This window comes from Pseudomonas sp. DC1.2 (assembly GCF_034351645.1).
Taxonomy (GTDB): Bacteria; Pseudomonadota; Gammaproteobacteria; order Pseudomonadales; family Pseudomonadaceae; genus Aquipseudomonas.
The window spans coordinates 3,772,104-3,787,687 of sequence record NZ_CP133782.1 but is presented as its reverse complement, the minus strand read 5'-3'; the positions used below and the strand labels follow the sequence as shown (position 1 = coordinate 3,787,687).

At 57.6% G+C, this 15,584-nt stretch carries 16 protein-coding genes; 5 read left to right on the top strand and 11 right to left on the bottom strand.

Annotation, left to right across the window (positions count from 1 at the left end):
- Positions 1–66 precede the first annotated feature (66 nt).
- On the bottom strand, positions 67–669 hold the full coding sequence (mobA, locus tag RHM68_RS16930) for a molybdenum cofactor guanylyltransferase MobA (RefSeq protein WP_322216853.1): 603 nt from the start codon (positions 667–669) through the stop codon (positions 67–69).
- Between the two features lie 81 nt (positions 670–750).
- Here mobA and moaB point away from each other — a divergent pair, with 81 nt between their 5' ends.
- Both moaB and glp read left to right on the top strand, forming a co-directional pair.
- Positions 751–1,290 carry a molybdenum cofactor biosynthesis protein B gene (gene moaB, locus RHM68_RS16925; RefSeq protein ID WP_322216851.1) on the top strand — a complete coding sequence of 180 codons (540 nt, stop codon included), beginning with the start codon at positions 751–753 and terminating at the stop codon, positions 1,288–1,290.
- Positions 1,274–2,500 (top strand): gephyrin-like molybdotransferase Glp, encoded by a 1,227-nt coding sequence (glp, locus tag RHM68_RS16920; RefSeq protein ID WP_322216849.1) that lies wholly within the window; start codon positions 1,274–1,276, stop codon positions 2,498–2,500. The genes moaB and glp overlap by 17 nt, the downstream gene beginning before the upstream one ends.
- A 64-nt stretch (positions 2,501–2,564) precedes the next feature.
- Here glp and RHM68_RS16915 read toward each other — a convergent pair whose 3' ends face one another.
- A complete protein-coding gene (locus RHM68_RS16915) occupies positions 2,565–2,873 on the bottom strand; it encodes a hypothetical protein (RefSeq protein ID WP_322216847.1) in 309 nt (102 codons plus the stop codon).
- Between the two features lie 323 nt (positions 2,874–3,196).
- On the opposite strand from RHM68_RS16915, the gene yegS reads away from it, so the two are divergent.
- The gene (gene yegS, locus RHM68_RS16910; RefSeq protein WP_322216844.1) at positions 3,197–4,114 is read left to right on the top strand and encodes a lipid kinase YegS; all 918 of its coding nucleotides are present in this window, start codon (positions 3,197–3,199) and stop codon (positions 4,112–4,114) included.
- Here the strand turns inward: yegS and RHM68_RS16905 are convergent.
- The 3 genes from RHM68_RS16905 to RHM68_RS16895 all read right to left on the bottom strand — a co-directional run bounded on the left by RHM68_RS16905 (position 4,098) and on the right by RHM68_RS16895 (position 6,560).
- A complete protein-coding gene (locus RHM68_RS16905) occupies positions 4,098–4,757 on the bottom strand; it encodes a response regulator transcription factor (protein ID WP_322216840.1) in 660 nt (219 codons plus the stop codon). The two genes, yegS and RHM68_RS16905, sit on opposite strands and share 17 nt — an antisense overlap.
- A complete protein-coding gene (locus RHM68_RS16900) occupies positions 4,754–5,647 on the bottom strand; it encodes a sensor histidine kinase (RefSeq protein ID WP_322223825.1) in 894 nt (297 codons plus the stop codon). The genes RHM68_RS16905 and RHM68_RS16900 overlap by 4 nt, the downstream gene beginning before the upstream one ends.
- Before the next feature lie 442 nt (positions 5,648–6,089).
- Complete coding sequence (locus RHM68_RS16895; RefSeq protein ID WP_322216838.1) at positions 6,090–6,560, bottom strand: hypothetical protein; 471 nt, start codon at positions 6,558–6,560, stop codon at positions 6,090–6,092.
- 444 nt (positions 6,561–7,004) lie between these two features.
- On the opposite strand from RHM68_RS16895, the gene RHM68_RS16890 reads away from it, so the two are divergent.
- Both RHM68_RS16890 and RHM68_RS16885 read left to right on the top strand, forming a co-directional pair.
- Positions 7,005–7,940 (top strand): chemotaxis protein CheV, encoded by a 936-nt coding sequence (locus RHM68_RS16890; protein WP_322216836.1) that lies wholly within the window; start codon positions 7,005–7,007, stop codon positions 7,938–7,940.
- Between the two features lie 91 nt (positions 7,941–8,031).
- Positions 8,032–8,838 carry an MOSC domain-containing protein gene (locus RHM68_RS16885; RefSeq protein ID WP_322216833.1) on the top strand — a complete coding sequence of 269 codons (807 nt, stop codon included), beginning with the start codon at positions 8,032–8,034 and terminating at the stop codon, positions 8,836–8,838.
- Between the two features lie 68 nt (positions 8,839–8,906).
- Here the strand turns inward: RHM68_RS16885 and RHM68_RS16880 are convergent, their stop codons facing one another.
- From RHM68_RS16880 to atuC, 6 genes are all read right to left on the bottom strand, one after another.
- On the bottom strand, positions 8,907–9,191 hold the full coding sequence (locus RHM68_RS16880; protein WP_322216830.1) for a pyrimidine/purine nucleoside phosphorylase: 285 nt from the start codon (positions 9,189–9,191) through the stop codon (positions 8,907–8,909).
- Between the two features lie 61 nt (positions 9,192–9,252).
- Entirely contained in the window at positions 9,253–9,804 is a 552-nt protein-coding gene (locus tag RHM68_RS16875; protein WP_322216828.1) for an exonuclease domain-containing protein, read from the bottom strand.
- Between the two features lie 70 nt (positions 9,805–9,874).
- On the bottom strand, positions 9,875–11,836 hold the full coding sequence (locus RHM68_RS16870; protein ID WP_322216826.1) for an acetyl/propionyl/methylcrotonyl-CoA carboxylase subunit alpha: 1,962 nt from the start codon (positions 11,834–11,836) through the stop codon (positions 9,875–9,877).
- Positions 11,837–11,942: 106 nt separating this feature from the next.
- A complete protein-coding gene (locus RHM68_RS16865) occupies positions 11,943–12,740 on the bottom strand; it encodes an enoyl-CoA hydratase/isomerase family protein (protein WP_322216824.1) in 798 nt (265 codons plus the stop codon).
- Entirely contained in the window at positions 12,737–13,894 is a 1,158-nt protein-coding gene (gene atuD / locus RHM68_RS16860) for a citronellyl-CoA dehydrogenase (RefSeq protein WP_322216822.1), read from the bottom strand. The genes RHM68_RS16865 and atuD overlap by 4 nt, the downstream gene beginning before the upstream one ends.
- 71 nt (positions 13,895–13,965) lie before the next feature.
- The gene (gene atuC / locus RHM68_RS16855) at positions 13,966–15,582 is read right to left on the bottom strand and encodes a geranyl-CoA carboxylase subunit beta (RefSeq protein WP_322216820.1); all 1,617 of its coding nucleotides are present in this window, start codon (positions 15,580–15,582) and stop codon (positions 13,966–13,968) included.
- Between the last annotated feature and the right edge of the window lie 2 nt (positions 15,583–15,584).

Below are 15,584 nucleotides of genomic sequence, written 5' to 3'. Positions count from 1 at the left end.
CCGAAAATGAATGCTTTTGGTAACTGAGCTTGAGACGTATACATCGCACTCAAGTTCCTTCGCCGGTTAGTCTGACACAGAGTTTTGTGCGCTTAACAGTTCGGGTGTGTTGAGATTTGCCAGGCGCGGATCATTGTCTGGGCAAGGCAGGGCGGTGGCGCCTAATTGACGCATGATTCGACCGGGGCTGCGTTCCCCCTCATCCCAGGCCTTTTCAAACATGGCGCGAAGGGTCACGGGAATGACGCACAGCAGTGGCTCCCAGTGATCGCCGTGCCGCAGCATAAGCGGTCTGTCTGGGTGCTGCCGGGCGGTATCGCGCATGTTATTGAGCAGGGCCGTATCAACCTGTGGCACGTCGCATGGCAACACCAGCAGTTGCGCATGGCGGGCAGCCTTTAGTCCCGCACGGATACCCGCCAGCGGGCCCGGAAAATCAACGTCGTCATCAACGACGAGTTGGTCGGCGTAAGGGGCATACCGCTCCTGGTTTCTATTGCAGGAGATGATGAGGTCATCGCTTAGCGCACGGGTTTTGCGATACAGGTGGGCAATCAGCGGTTCGCCGCGCCATTCCAGTAAACCTTTGTCCTGCCCGCCCATGCGCTGGCCGCGCCCGCCCGCCAGGAGCAGAATCGAACAGGGTGGTAAAGGTGTATTCGAGGTCATGGCAGCTCTCTATGGGGGCGGCAAAAAAACGAAGCGCTGTGATATAACACCGGGCTGTTTTCCCTACAACTGGACGAGCCTATGAAAGCCAAGGCTGATGTACCTTTCGCACCGCTCAATATTGCGGTGCTGACTGTCAGCGATACCCGTACGCTTGAGACCGATACCTCGGGCCAAGTATTTGTTGATCGCTTGAGTGCTGCCGGCCATAACCTGGCGGTCCGAGTGTTGCTCAAAGATGACCTCTACAAAATTCGAGCGCAAGTCGCCACTTGGATTGCTGACGATGTCGTGCAGGTTGTGCTGATTACCGGTGGTACGGGCTTTACCGGGCGCGACAGCACGCCGGAGGCCGTGAGCTGCTTACTGGACAAGCAGGTCGATGGTTTCGGGGAATTGTTCCGGCAGATATCTGTGGCGGATATCGGCACCTCAACCGTGCAATCCCGTGCATTGGCGGGCTTGGCCAACGGCACACTGGTTTGCTGCTTGCCGGGTTCGACCAATGCTGTTCGTACAGGTTGGGACGGCATTCTGGCTGAGCAGTTGGACTCGCGGCACCGCCCGTGCAATTTCGTGGCTCACCTTAAACAGGCGGCGCCCTGTGAATCTCGCGGGTAAGCCAGGCAAGACAGGCAATTTGATGCCGGTTGAGGTGGCGTTGGCACGCTTGTTGGAGATGGCCGACGCGTCAGTGGTTCTTGAGCGTGAACGCCTGCCGTTGGCTCAAGTTCAGGGGCGGGTGTTGGCTGAGGATTTGATCTCGACACTTGATCTACCGCCTTGGCCTAATAGTGCAATGGACGGTTATGCATTGCGTCTGTCCGATTGGACAGGGGAGCCAATGGTCGTCAGTCAAAAGATTTTCGCCGGTCAGGCTCCTAATCCGCTTACACCAGGCACTTGCGCTCGAATCTTCACCGGCGCACCTGTCCCTGAAGGGGCCGATTGCGTCGAGATGCAAGAGAACGCGTGCGTCCAGGCGGATGAGCGCGTGCTTTTCAGCGAGGTCATGGCGTGTGGCCAGAACATTCGTCCACGGGGTCAGGAAACTACTGTAGGTGAGTTGATCCTGCCTGCGGGTACTCGCCTTGGGCCTATTGAGCAGGGATTGGCTGCATCGTTGGGGTGCGCTGAGCTGGAAGTAGTGCGCAAGGTGCGCGTTGCAGTCCTGTCCACTGGCGATGAGTTAGTCGAGCCGGGTCAAACCCTTGGGCCGGGTCAGATCTATAACAGTAATCGTGTATTGCTTTGCAGTTGGCTTCAGCGTTTGGGCTGCGAGGTCATCGATGCAGGTATTCTGGCGGACGACCTGGCAATCACTCGTTCACGTTTGGGCGAGCTGAAAGATGTCGACTTGATTCTGTCCACTGGCGGAGTGTCGGTGGGCGAAGCCGATTTTCTCGGGATCGCCTTGCGCGAAGCGGGCGAGTTGACACTGTGGAAGCTTGCCATCAAACCCGGAAAGCCTTTGACGTTCGGACATTTCCGAGGTGTGCCGGTGATTGGTCTCCCGGGAAACCCTGCATCGACCCTGGTGACCTTTGCATTACTGGCTCGCCCCTATCTTTTACGTCGCCACGGCGTGAGGGAGGTCGAACCCTTGAAGTTTCAGGTACAGGCAGGTTTTGCATGGCCCAAGGCTGGTAATCGGCGCGAGTACCTACGCGGACGTCTTGAGAATGGTCGAGCAACGCTCTACAAAAATCAGAGCTCGGGCGTATTACGCAGCGCTGCCTGGGCCGAAGGTTTGGTTGAAGTGCTTGAGGACCACACATTGATTGAGGGTGATTACGTCAGCTTTATTCCTTTGAGCGAAATCCTGAACTGATTTCTGCTTTAGGCTTTTCACGCAAGCCCGGTCAATTGAACCGGAACTTGCGTGCGAGTTACGCCTAACGAGCCAGCAGTGCCACGAGCTGGTCGAATCGACTATTGGCGATCCACCCCAGAAGCCCCAGGACCACGGCGATGGCGCCAGCTGAGTAGGCCATTCGGTGTTTAATGATTTTGACGTCCCCACGAACTTCATCCATGTCTCTGCGGATGTACTTGAGGTGTGTCTCGAGTTCAACAACACGAGGTTCCATATCAGCTTCTCCAGGTGGTTTTGCGCTGCTTTTGAATTCAGCCTGATGGCTTGTGCGGCTTTCGGCAAGGGGCGCAACCGGACTGACCGGCAGCCTTAGGTCATGGCTTTGCATGGAGTAATGTGCTCCCTGTTTCAGCGGCAATGACGCAGTCGATTCCGTTGTTAATCAGGTGAGTGGGCTGCGTTAGGGTGAATCCATTCATTACATGCACATCCTTGTGTGTTTTTTGATGATTGATACCGCAGGCCCCCAACGTTGTACGAAACGCCAGGATCGGTCAATTGAGCCGATTCATCACGACGTGTAAGAAAAAATACCGCTCTGTAGGACGTCTGGTGGCGGGGGGCTTGAATTAATTCAAGTTCTTCCGGCTTTTTTGGGTGTCAGTGAGGTCAACATCTCTCATACGAATTCCAACCAGGGGAGTTACAACAATGAGTGAGCGCAAGGCGCTATTGATTCTGCATGGCAAGCAGGCACTCAACGAGGACGTTCGTGCAGCCGTCGAGGGCAAGCGCGAGCAAGGTTGGGAACTGGCCGTTCGACTGACGTGGGAAGCGGGCGATGCCCAGCGTCTGGTCGATGAGGCGCTAGCAGCAGGGTATACGCAGCTGATTGCTGGCGGAGGGGATGGCACGTTACGCGATATTGCCGAAGCCATGGCCGTGAACCCTACAAAGGCCAGTCTGGTGCTGCTACCGCTGGGCACTGCCAACGATTTTGCTCGCGCAGCTGGCGTACCTCTGGAGCCCGTCGAAGCACTTGATCTCTTGGACAGCGTTCCGTCTCTCATCGATTTGGGTGAGGTAGGTGGCCAGGTTTTCCTGAACATGGCGACCGGTGGCTTTGGTAGTCAGGTCACAGCCAACACCTCGGAAGACTTGAAGAAGGTTTTGGGCGGCGCTGCGTACTTGTTTACTGGCTTATCGCGGTTTAGTGAACTACATGCGGCCTATGGCGAATTGCAGGGGCCGGATTTTCACTGGCGTGGCGAACTGTTGGCTCTCGGGATCGGCAATGGCCGACAAGCTGGCGGAGGCAGAGTGCTGTGCCCGGAGGCGTTGATTGACGATGGGCTGTTGGATATCAGTATTCTGCCGGCGCCGCAGGAGGTGGTCGGGACCTTGAAAAACCTGCTGACCGATGGCTTTGGCATTGACAACATGTTTGTGCGAGCTCGATTGCCTTGGGTGGAAATCAAGGTGTCTGAGGGGCTTCATATCAATCTTGATGGCGAGCCTCTGGAAGGTGAGAGTCTGCGTTTTTCGATTCGCCCAGCAGCGTTACGTGTGCATTTGCCGCGGAACTCGCCGCTGGTGGGGTCGTCACACGCGGTCAGTCATCCAGACTGATGATCTGCTCGCGCACGGCAAATAAAACCAGGCCCGCCACGTCGTAAATTTGCAGTCGTTTCATTATCTGTGAGCGGTGAGTTTCGACGGTCTTGATGCTCAACCCTAGACCGTTGGCGATTTCGCGAGTGGATTTGCCGCGCACAATCAGCCGCAGGATTTCCAGCTGCCGCGCGGTGAGGTTATGGCTGTCAGGGAGCTGCGACTGGTTCTTCTGCACGCGAGTGAGTGCCTGGTTGATCACGGTGTGAGCAATGGCGGGGCTCAAATAGCGCTCGTTGTTACGCAGGGCGTCCAGGGCGTGTTCGAGTTCGGTGGCCGTGGTGTCCTTGAGGAGATAACCATGGGCCCCGTACTCCAGGGCCTGCATGATAAGTGTCGGGTCGGTATGCATCGACAGGATCAGCACTTTGCTGTGTGGGCGCACCCGCTTTAGTCGCTGCAAAGCCTCAAGACCGCTGGTTTCCTTCATGGAAATATCCAGCAGCACGATGTCCGGACACAGTTTCTCGACCATTTCGAGCAGTTGCGAGCCGTCATTAGCCTCGCCGACTACCGCGTAGCCAGGAATATCCAGCACCAGAGCGCGAACACCTGCCCTGATAAGCGAGTGGTCATCCACCAGAAGTAAGTTACAAGTCAACGGATAACCTTATTCGTACTGGCCCGCTCAAGCGCGCGGGGCGCCCAGGGGAAAAGAGCTTCGATTTGAGTGCCTTTGCCTGGCGCGCTGTTCACCGTCAGATCGCCGCCCAACTGTTCCACCCGTTCCGACATCCCCGCCATGCCGCGCTGTCCCTCACGTCCTGGGTGGGCCGAAGGTGAAAAACCCAAGCCGTCATCGGTGATCAACAGCGCCAGCCCTTGGGGCAAACGCTGCACGCGGACCACAAGGTTCGTTGCTTGCGCATGGCGCAGTATGTTGGTAACTGCTTCCTGGGTAATCCGGAAGGCAGCCACCGCCATTTCCTCAGGAATACCGGTCAATCGCTGATGGCATTCCAGGCTCCAGTGTATTGACGTATTCGCCAGGGTCTTGAGCAGATGGGCCCGCAGGCTGGCTTCCAGGCCCAGGCTGGCGAGTTGCCTGGGGTTCAGAATGGCGGAGACATCTCGGACCTTGTTGAGTGTTTCTTCCAGGGTATCGCAGAGCACCGAGCACTGGCCTTGGAGGTCTTCGGGCAGCCTGCGCTTGAGCCATTCACTTTGAAGTTTTGCAGCTGTCAGCAACTGCCCAATGTCGTCGTGTAATTCGCGGCTGAGTCGATGGCGTTCATTCTCCTGAACTTCCAGCAGGCGGTCGGCCAGCTCTTGAGGCTGAAACTTTATAGATTTGCGCGACAGGCGATGACCGACCCCTACGCACGTCAGTACGGCAAGGTTAACCATCAGCAGGCTCAGCGGCAGGTGTGCGGACAGGCCGTAGACCAGCAGGCTGCCCAGTGTCGAGCATGTGCATAGCAGGAGCGTGAACCGGCGTGCATTTGTTCGGGAGGGTGGCCACGTGGTGATTGACTTGAGGCTGGCGTACATAGCGGATGGAGCCAATGAATGTTCGCTGCGGGCAGACCGGTCAGGGTGTCTGACAGATCTCTGTCTGAAAAACTGTTAGTTGAATCACCACTTCAACGGGTGAGTCCAGTTGGCAAAGTCCGACCTTAAGATTTATCGGATTGCGCTTGCGTGACATCAATGTGCCATTATTTGACGTCAACTAATCGGCGGTATGGTAACACTTAAGATACCGCTGGTCGCGTTTGCTATATATGTCTATACCGTCAGGAATTTAAGGAATTAAAGGAGTTTTGGACGGTTATTCTAAAATGGAAAAATATGATTTTTTGTTTGTGCAAGAAATGGAACAAGTCAGCCAGTTGATCTTTTTATTGATGTGCATTGTCTGAGATCAATGAAAAATGTCGTGATTAGCCTGACCAGGTCAATAGATGATCTACCGACTAGTTACTGGGCGATGTTAACCTCGTCTCCCAGAGAAGTAGGCGAGGGTGAGTGGTTTGGCGTTGGCGGGCGTTTGAAAGTGGCTGTGTCCTACCTGAAACGCGAGTGCTTCGATTAGCGCGGTCTGTTCGCCGTCATCCAGGTTCAACTGGCCGGTTTGCTGATCGGTTAGTTCTAATTGCCAGGCCATCAGCGTGAAACAGTCTTTTAGTGCGCTTAGGGCTTCGTCGTGCAGAGAGGCGTGGTGTTGTGCATGGTTCAACAGGCCATGAATATGCAGCGAGAAGTCCGAAACCACTTTAAGTCCCAACACATCAGCCTTGTTCGCCAGTTTGAGCAGGGCGCTGAGTATGCAGTCAATGGCGTCCTGATCGTTGCAAATCAACTGCAGGTGGCTGAGGCATTCCTCGGATTTGGCCAGTAATGTTTCAGCTTCGACAAGAAACTCTGAAAGCCGCAGTGCTCGTTCTTTAGGGATGTTTGGCATGCCTATCTCCACAACGTCATATCAGATGAGTGAATGCCGTGTGTGTCGACGGGGGCTGGGCGGCGAGAGATCACGCCGCGGCTCGTCTGGGCGCTGGCTTGGGATTTCGAGAGGTTGGAAGGCCACTGACCTGCGATCGCACACAAAAGCCTGACTCCGTTCATGCAGTGAGAATGGGGTCACATTAATGGCTATTGGATATCGCGAATATCAGGTTAGGCCTGATTGATACTAGGGGAATCCCTTACACGGGTGAACCTAACGTGCAAACCGGAGTCGCGCCGTAATGGGGTTCAGCAGATGAAATCTGCGTGGCCAGTAAAGCATGATGTTAATGTGACATCAATGCTCAAAAATGGCATTTTGTACGGGGGTCAAGGTCCTGCAAAAACAGCCGATAACTCCTTTTAGTGAATTCATTAGAAACAAGCCCAGGAGTCATTAATGGCCGGCATTCTCGACACGGTAGACCAACGCACGCAATTGGTGGGTGAGAATCGCCTGGAAATTCTCATGTTTCGACTGGCCGGACGGCAGTTGTTTGCAATCAACGTCTTTAAGGTTCAGGAAGTACTGCAACTGCCAAAATTGACCCTGATGCCGCAGCGCCATCCATTTGTCTGTGGCGTGGTCAACCTGCGTGGTCAGACGCTGCCAGTGATCGATCTGTCCCAGGCTATCGGCATGCGCCCGTTGGTGCCCAGTCCGACCAGTACCATCATCGTCACCGAGTACAACCGTTCGGTGCAGGCGTTTCTGGTGGGCGGCGTCGACCGTATCGTCAACATGAACTGGGAGGCCATTCTGCCGCCGCCAACCAGTGCCGGTCGCCAGCATTACCTGACCGCCATCAGCAAGGTCGATGACCAGTTGGTTGAAATCATCGACGTGGAAAAAGTATTGGCCGAAATTGTCCCGTACAACGCCAAGGTTTCCCGTGAAAAGCTCGAAGACCCTGTGCTGGAACGCGCCCGTGGCCGTGAAGTGCTGCTGGTGGACGACTCCAACGTAGCTTTGTCGCAATTGCGTGACACCCTCGGCCAGTTGGGCGTGAAGATGCACATCGCCCGGGACGGCTTGAAAGCGCTGAACATGCTCAAGGCCTGGGCCGATACGGGCGTGGTGATGACCGATAAATTACTGATGGTGTTCACCGACGCAGAGATGCCGGAAATGGACGGCTATCGACTGACCACGGAGATCCGCAATGATCCTCGCTTGCGTGGCCTTTACGTCGTTCTGCACACCTCACTGTCAGGCAGTTTCAACGACTCGATGGTCAAGAAGGTTGGCTGCGACAATTTCCTGTCCAAATTCCAGCCAGACAAACTGGTAGACGTGGTGCGTCAGCGTCTGATGCTCGACAACGTGCCGGCCTGAATACAGGGGAGACGGCTGGCGTCATGTCAGCCTTTGATTCGCTGAGCAAGCTCGTATAGGGTGGCGTTTTCTCCTGATCAGGAAGCTGTCTATGCTGCGTCTGAGCGCGCTTTATCGTTTTCCGTTGAAATCCGGCAAGGGTGAAACCCTGCATCAGGTCCACCTGGACAAGCTGGGCCTGGACGGTGATCGACGCTGGATGCTGGTGGACGAGGCCAGTGGACGTTTCCTGACCCAGCGCGCAGTGGCACAGATGAGTCAGTTGTCGGCGCTATGGAATGCCGACGGTGGTTTGACCCTCAGCGCCCCCGGGTTGCCCGCTATCGATATCGCTTTGCCAGCTAGCGAAGCCGAGCTGCGGGGCGTGACCATCTGGCGTGACACGTTGCGCGTGCCCGATGCCGGTGACGAGGCGGGTGCCTGGGTAAGTCAGTTCATTGGCAAGCCGACGCGGTTGGTACAAGTGCCGCTGGAGCGCGCAAGAACCACGCAAGCCGGTTACGGCAAGGATGACGATCAAGTCGCCTTCGCTGATGGCTTCCCGTTGTTGCTGATCGGTCAGGCTTCATTGGAAGATTTATCGCAAAGGGTCGGACGGCCGCTGGAGATGCTGCGCTTTCGACCGAATTTGGTGATCGAGGGCAGTGAGGCATATGCCGAAGATGGCTGGAAGCGTATTCGCATTGGCGATGTCGAATTCCGAGTGGTCAAGTCGTGCGCTCGCTGCATCCTGACCACTATCGACCCGCAAACCGGCGAGCGTAGCGATGATCGCGAGCCATTGGCGACCTTGCAGCACTACCGTACCCAAGCCGATGGCGCCATGTTTGGTCAGAACCTGGTCAACGATGGCAATGGTCGACTTGAGGTCGGTATGCCGGTGACGGTTCTCGAATAAACAGTCCTTGAATGAAAAATGCCCGTGTTTTGAACACGGGCATTTTTTTGTCGCCGTAGACCCGAGGTTTAGCCGCGGTATTCGCACAGATAAGCGCTGTCGACGGCTACTTTCAGTTGGAACTTGCTATTGGCTGGCACATTGAACTGGCTGCCGGCGGCGAAGGTTTCCCAGTTGCCGCTGTCTGGCAGTTTGACGGTCAGGGCGCCGGTCACCACGTGCATGATTTCACGCTGGCTGGTGCCGAATTCGTATTCGCCCGGTGCCATGACGCCGATGGTCGCCGGACCTTCTGCGGTGCCAAAGGCGATCGACTTGACGGTGCCGTCGAAGTACTCGTTGACTTTAAACATGGGCGATTCCTCGAAAAGGGCTAAAAAGGGCCGGCCAGTATGCACAAGGCCCCGTGTGCCGTCACCTGTCTAGAGGGGGCAGTGACAGCGGCAACAGCCGTGCGGTATTGCGTGCATCTTCCAGCGCCCGATGTTGTTGGCCATTGAACTGCATGCCTGCCAGTTGCAAGGCGCCGTTGAGGCCTAATGGACGATCTAGTCGACGGGCCTTGGCAAAGCGCTGCTTGAGGTTGATGTGCGGCACCCGGCTCAGGGCACTGTCGAGCTGTAGGTGTTGCCATTCCTGAAGCAATTGTTTGCGGTCGTAATCACCCCAACTGGCCCATCCTTCGAGTCGCGAATGATGCTGGCCCAACCAACGTTCGAACGCAGCCCAGACCGCGCTCAGGGGTTGGGCGCCGTCGATGTTGGCTTGGGTGATGTGGGTCAGCTCCCGGCAGAACGGTGTCAGCAGGGGGCGTCGCAACGGTCGCACGAAGCGCTGGAAGTGATCCAGCTCCCGGCCCGAACGGTCCACCAGGGTGGCACCGATTTCGATGATTTCCATTTCGGTTATTGGCCAGCCGCCTTCATCGGTGGTGGCTTCCAAGTCAATCACCAGCCAGTGAGGCATTGCAGGGTTCCTGGTATCCGCGTCTTGATGGGGTTGAGCGTAGCCAAACCCGGCGGATCCGCCTAGCGGCTTATTCGACCTCTAACAAAATCTGACGATTTTTTACCTGATCGCCGACCTTTACCTGCAAGCGCCTGAGCACCCCGTCGATCCCTGACTTGAGTGGATGCTCCATTTTCATGGCCTCCAGCACCACCAGCAACTGACCTTTACTGACCGTGCAGCCCTCACTGACCAGCACGTCGACAATCGCCCCGTCCATTGGCGCCTTGAGCGTGCCAGAGCTTAGGTGGGCGTGACTGACGACCGGCGCCTGAGTCCGATCGACCAGTTGCAGGCTACCCGGTCGGCAGAACAGTAAAAGTTTTCCGCCCTCGAAACGGTAGGCATGGCGTTGGTGGATACCGTCGAGTTGCAGCGTGGCCCGAGCGCCGTCGCAATGAATCACCTGCAACTCAATCAGCCGCTCGCCGACTTCAATCCGATAGGGTTGACCCTGTACGGCGTTGATTTTCACTGGCCAGTTCTGGTCGTCCAGGCCGATTCGATAGTGCAGCGCCACGCTGGCGTTGCTGCGCCAACCCGCCAGAGGCGCCGGATGCCGCTGCGCTGAGGCTTGATGGAACAAAGCGGCGGCAATCGCCAGCTCCTCTGCGCTCGGGGCATAACGGTGTAGGCAAGCATGATCGCCAAAGTAAGTCGGGATAAACCCGGTGCTGAACTCGCCGCTGATGAACTTCGGGTGTTCCAGCAAGTTGGCGAGCAGGCGCTGATTGGTCTGTACGCCCAGCAGCACGCTGTCCTGAACCGCCCGCAGCAACTTGCGCCGGGCCTCTTCGCGAGTGGCGCCGTGGGCAATGAGCTTGCCCAGCATCGGGTCATAAAAAGGGCTGATGTCCTGGCCTTCAATCAGGCCATGGTCGATTCGCACATTGCCTTGCAGCGCCGGCTCCCACGCCGCGATACGCCCGGTTTGCGGTAGAAACCCTTGGGCGGGGTCTTCGGCATACAGGCGTACTTCAATGGCATGGCCGTTGAGTTGAACCTGCTCTTGACGCAAGGGTAATGGCAGTCCTTCGGCAATATGCAGTTGCCAGGCCACGAGATCGAGCCCGGTGATCAACTCGGTTACCGGGTGTTCCACCTGGAGTCGGGTGTTCATCTCCAGAAAATAAAACTGGCCACTGCCGTCAAGCAAAAACTCCACGGTGCCGGCGCCTACGTAATTCACCGCGCGCCCAGCCTTTAGCGCTGCTTCACCCATGGCTTTGCGCAATGTGGCGGTCATCACCGGGCAGGGCGCTTCCTCGATCACTTTCTGATGGCGCCTCTGGATCGAACAATCGCGCTCGCCGAGGTAGATCAGGTTGCCATGCTGGTCGCCGAACAACTGAACCTCTACGTGGCGTGGATCGATCAGGGCTTGTTCAAGAATCAATTCATCGCTGCCAAACCCGTGCTGTGCCTCGGAGCGTGCGCTGCGTAGATGTGCCAGCAGCTGATCGGCGTCGGACACCAGGCGCATCCCTCGGCCCCCGCCCCCGGCACTGGCCTTGATCATCAGCGGGTAACCAATGCGTTCGGCTTCGCGGCACAGGGTCGCGTCGTCCTGTTCGGCGCCCTGATAGCCTTTGATGCACGGTACGCCTGCAGCCAGCATGGCCAGTTTGGACAGGCGTTTGCTGCCCATGAGCGCGATGGCTTCAGGGCTGGGGCCGATGAAGGTGAGGCCGGCCTGTTGGCAGGCGCGGGCGAACTCGGCGTTTTCCGAGAGGAAGCCGTAGCCGGGATGGATAGCGTCGGCGCCGGTACGCCGGGCTGCGTCGATGATGGCCGCAATATTCAGGTAGGACTGCTGAACCGCGGCCGGGCCGATGTTTACGGCTTCGTCGGCCATCTGCACGTGCAGCGCATCGGCGTCGGCATCGCTGAACACGGCAACAGTGCGGTAGCCCAAAGCCTGAACGGTGCGCTGGAGGCGACAGGCGATTTCACCGCGGTTGGCGATCAGTATTTTGTTGAGTCCGGGCATGGGCGTTTCCCTGTAGTTGTGCGGTGAAGGTGATGGCCTCATTGCGGGTAAACCCGCTCCTGCATTTGGAAGGCATTCCCCTGTGCGCGGGTTTGCCGCGATCCTTTCAGGGAGCCCAACCCGGTTTACGTTTTTGCACAAAAGCCATCGTGCCCTCGACCCCCTCGGCGCCGGTTACCGCGTCGCTGAACCATTCGGCCGCTTGATCCAGCAGCGCTCCCGAGGGCTGACCGACACTCGCCAGCAAGAGTTTTTTAGTCGTCGCATTCGCCCCAGGCGCGCAGCACAACACATGGGCCAGAACATCATCGAGGCGTTCGGCCAGGGCTTGTGGGTCGTGCTCGACAAAATGCACCAGACCCAATCGCTTCGCTTCCTTACCGTCAAACCGTGCAGCTGTCAGGGCCAATCGACGGACGTGGGTCAGGCCAATGCGCTGGACCACGAACGGTGCAATTTGCGCCGGTAACAGACCTAGGCTGGTTTCCGGCAGGCCGAATTGCGCCTGATGGTCGGCCAGGGTGACGTCGCTGACGCAGGCCAGGCCAAAACCACCGCCAAGTACCGCGCCTTGAAGTACCGTGATCACCACTTGCGGCGCGTGTTGCACCTCTTCCAGCAAAGCCCCGAACGCGCGGTTCAAATCGCGGTAAGCGGTCGGGCCCTCGACGCGTGCATGGGCCATGTCCTTGATGTCGCCGCCCGCGCAAAAGTGCCCGCCGGCCCCGCTTATCACCAACGCACGAATCTCTCGGTCATCACGCACCGCTTCCAGCACCGCACGCAGTTCGGCGACCATGTGCAGGCTCATGGCGTTGCGGCTTTCGGGCCGGTTCAGGGTGATGTGCAGGACACCGTTATGGTGGTCGAGCAACAGGGTTTGGCAGACTGGCAGTGCGTTCATTTTTTCTTCCCAGGCAGGGTGCCCATGAGTTTGCAAATGATGCCCAACATGATTTCGTCGGCACCGCCACCGATCGACACCAGCCGCACATCTCGGTAGGCCCGGGCTACCGGGTTATCCCACATGAACCCCATGCCGCCCCAGTATTGCAGGCAACTGTCGCTGACTTCCCGACCCAGGCGCCCGGCCTTGAGCTTGGCCATCGACGCGAGGCGGGTAACATCCTGACCTTTGATGTACTGCTCGGTGGCCTGGTAGACCAATGCCCGCAGGCATTCGATTTCGGTTGCAAGTTCGGCCAGGCGAAAGTGAATTACCTGATTGTCGATCAGCGCATTGCCGAAGGTTTTGCGCTCCTTGCAGTAGTCGATGGTGCTGTCGATGCAGTATTCCAGGCCCTTGATCATGTTCGCCGCGCCGAACAGCCGTTCTTCCTGAAACTGCAACATCTGCATCATGAACCCCGCCCCTTCGTGACCGATGCGGTTGCGCTGTGGTACGCGCACGTTGTCGAAAAACACTTGGGCGGTTTCCGAACTGCGCATCCCGAGCTTGTCCAGGTGCGAGCTGAGAGTGATGCCAGGGGTGTTCATCGGCACCATGATCAGCGACTTGTTGATGTGAGGCTTGTCGTCCGATGTGTTGGCCAGCAGGCAAATGAAGTCAGCGCTTGGCGAGTTGGTGATCCACATTTTGCTGCCGTTGATCACGTAGTCCTCACCGTCCTTGCGAGCGGCGGTCTTCAGCCCGGCAACATCGGAGCCGGCGCCGACTTCCGAGACACCAATGCAACCCACCTGCTCGCCGCTGATCGCCGGGCGCAGGAACTCTTCTCGCAGTTCATCGGAACCGAAGCGGGCCAGGGCCGGGGTGCACATGTCGGTCTGAACGCCGATGGACATAGGAATCCCACCGCAGTGAATCGTGCCGAACTCTTCGGCGGCGACAATCGAGTAGCTATAGTCCAGGCCCATTCCACCGAACTTTTCCGGTTTGGAGATCCCCAGCAGACCGAGGTCACCGGCCTTGCGCAAAATGGTGTGGATCGGGAAACGTCCGGCCTTTTCCCATTCATCGACGTGTGGGTTGATCTGCTGATCAACGAATTGGCGGACGGTGCGACGCAGTGCTTCGTGTTCTTGGGTGAAGATCATTTTTGTTGTTCTCCTGGTCCTGATCGTTCTCACGTTCTGCGTGGAAGTGCAGCCTTAGATGCTCTGCGTCATTAAAAACGGGCGATACCAAAACTGTTGGCTTGCAGTGGCCGAACCTCCGCGTCGTGACAGATATCCAGCAAATACCCAAGCAACGTTCGGGTATCGCGCGGATCGATCAACCCGTCGTCCCACAAACTGGCACTGCCATAGAGCGCGGTGGACTGGCTGTCGAGCTTTTGTGCGGTGACTTGTTCCAGCATGTCGAGCATTTTGGGGTCCGGCACGATTCCGTCTTTCAACTGCTTGGCTTCAGTAACGATCCGCAGCACTTTGCCGGCCTGTGCGCCGCCCATTACGGCGGTGCGACTGTTGGGCCAGGCAAAGATGAAGCGCGGATCGAGGCCGCGACCGCACATGGCGTAATTGCCGGCACCATAGGAACCGCCGACGACGATGGTGAGTTTAGGTACCCTGGCGTTCGCCACGGCTTGAATCATTTTAGCGCCGTGCTTGATCACGCCTTGCTGCTCCGACTCGGTGCCGACCATAAACCCGGTGGTGTTGTGGAAGAACAGCAGCGCTGTTCGGCTCTGGTCGCAGAGCTGAATAAACTGCGCGGCCTTGCTCGCGCCCTTGGGGGTGATCGGACCGTTGTTGCCGATGAACCCGCAGGGGCGGCCCTGGATCTGCATATGGCCGCAGACGGTTTGCTGGTCGAATTCGCCCTTGAATTCAAGGAAGTTTGAGCCGTCGGCAATCCGCGCGATGATCTCGCGCACGTCGTAGGGTTTTTTGGCGTCATCGGGAATCAGCCCCAGCAGTTCATCGATGGGGTAGCGCGGGTCTTCCCAGTACCGTTCGGGCGGTGTCGGTAAGCGTGTATTCCATGACAACAGGCTGACAATTTCGCGCACCTGACGTACAGCGTCGGCATCGTTCTCGGCCAGGTATTCGGCGGTCCCGGCGATTTGCGCATGCATCTCGGCGCCACCCAGCTCTTCATCCGTGGCCACTTCACCGGTAGCGGCCTTGAGCAACGGTGGGCCGGCGAGAAACAGCTTGGCCTTGCCGCGCACCACCACCACATAATCCGACAGCCCCGGCTGATAGGCTCCGCCTGCGGTGGCTGAACCATGCACCACGGTGATCTGCGGCAAGCCCATGGCTGACATCCGCGCCTGATTGGCAAAGCTGCGCGCGCCTTCGACGAAAATCTCTGCCGCGTAATTGAGGTTGGCTCCGCCGCTCTCGGCCAGGGTGATCACCGGCAGTTTGTTTTCCATGGCGATCTGTTGCAGGCGCAGGGATTTTTTCAAACCGCTGGGGGAAATGGTCCCGCCCTTGATTGCGCTGTTGTTGGCGATCACCAGTACCCGCACGCCGGAGACGTACCCGATCCCGGCAATCAACCCGCCACCGGCCGAACTGCCGTCCTTGTCGTCGTGCAACTTGTAGCCGGCCAGGCTTGCCAGTTCAAGGAACGGCGCGCCAGGATCGAGCAGTAGATTGAGGCGTTCCCGGGGCAGCAGTTGTCCGCGTTTGTCGAATTTGTCCTTGGCCTCAATCGCCTTATTCAGCAGATTTTGTTCGAGCTGACGCACCTGCTCGATACCGGCCAGCATCGCCACGCGGTTCTGTGCGAACGGTGCGCTGTGTGGGTCGAGTTGCGACTGAATCACCGGCATGC

Coding starts and splice junctions, on each gene's coding strand:
- mobA (WP_322216853.1), bottom strand. CDS start 669: ATGACCTCGAATACACCTTTACCACCCTGTTCGATTCTGCTCCTGGCG.
- moaB (WP_322216851.1), top strand. CDS start 751: ATGAAAGCCAAGGCTGATGTACCTTTCGCACCGCTCAATATTGCGGTG.
- RHM68_RS16915 (WP_322216847.1), bottom strand. CDS start 2,873: ATGCAAAGCCATGACCTAAGGCTGCCGGTCAGTCCGGTTGCGCCCCTT.
- yegS (WP_322216844.1), top strand. CDS start 3,197: ATGAGTGAGCGCAAGGCGCTATTGATTCTGCATGGCAAGCAGGCACTC.
- RHM68_RS16900 (WP_322223825.1), bottom strand. CDS start 5,647: ATGTACGCCAGCCTCAAGTCAATCACCACGTGGCCACCCTCCCGAACA.
- RHM68_RS16895 (WP_322216838.1), bottom strand. CDS start 6,560: ATGCCAAACATCCCTAAAGAACGAGCACTGCGGCTTTCAGAGTTTCTT.
- RHM68_RS16890 (WP_322216836.1), top strand. CDS start 7,005: ATGGCCGGCATTCTCGACACGGTAGACCAACGCACGCAATTGGTGGGT.
- RHM68_RS16885 (WP_322216833.1), top strand. CDS start 8,032: ATGCTGCGTCTGAGCGCGCTTTATCGTTTTCCGTTGAAATCCGGCAAG.
- RHM68_RS16880 (WP_322216830.1), bottom strand. CDS start 9,191: ATGTTTAAAGTCAACGAGTACTTCGACGGCACCGTCAAGTCGATCGCC.
- RHM68_RS16875 (WP_322216828.1), bottom strand. CDS start 9,804: ATGCCTCACTGGCTGGTGATTGACTTGGAAGCCACCACCGATGAAGGC.
- RHM68_RS16870 (WP_322216826.1), bottom strand. CDS start 11,836: ATGCCCGGACTCAACAAAATACTGATCGCCAACCGCGGTGAAATCGCC.
- RHM68_RS16865 (WP_322216824.1), bottom strand. CDS start 12,740: ATGAACGCACTGCCAGTCTGCCAAACCCTGTTGCTCGACCACCATAAC.
- atuD (WP_322216822.1), bottom strand. CDS start 13,894: ATGATCTTCACCCAAGAACACGAAGCACTGCGTCGCACCGTCCGCCAA.
- atuC (WP_322216820.1), bottom strand. CDS start 15,582: ATGCCGGTGATTCAGTCGCAACTCGACCCACACAGCGCACCGTTCGCA.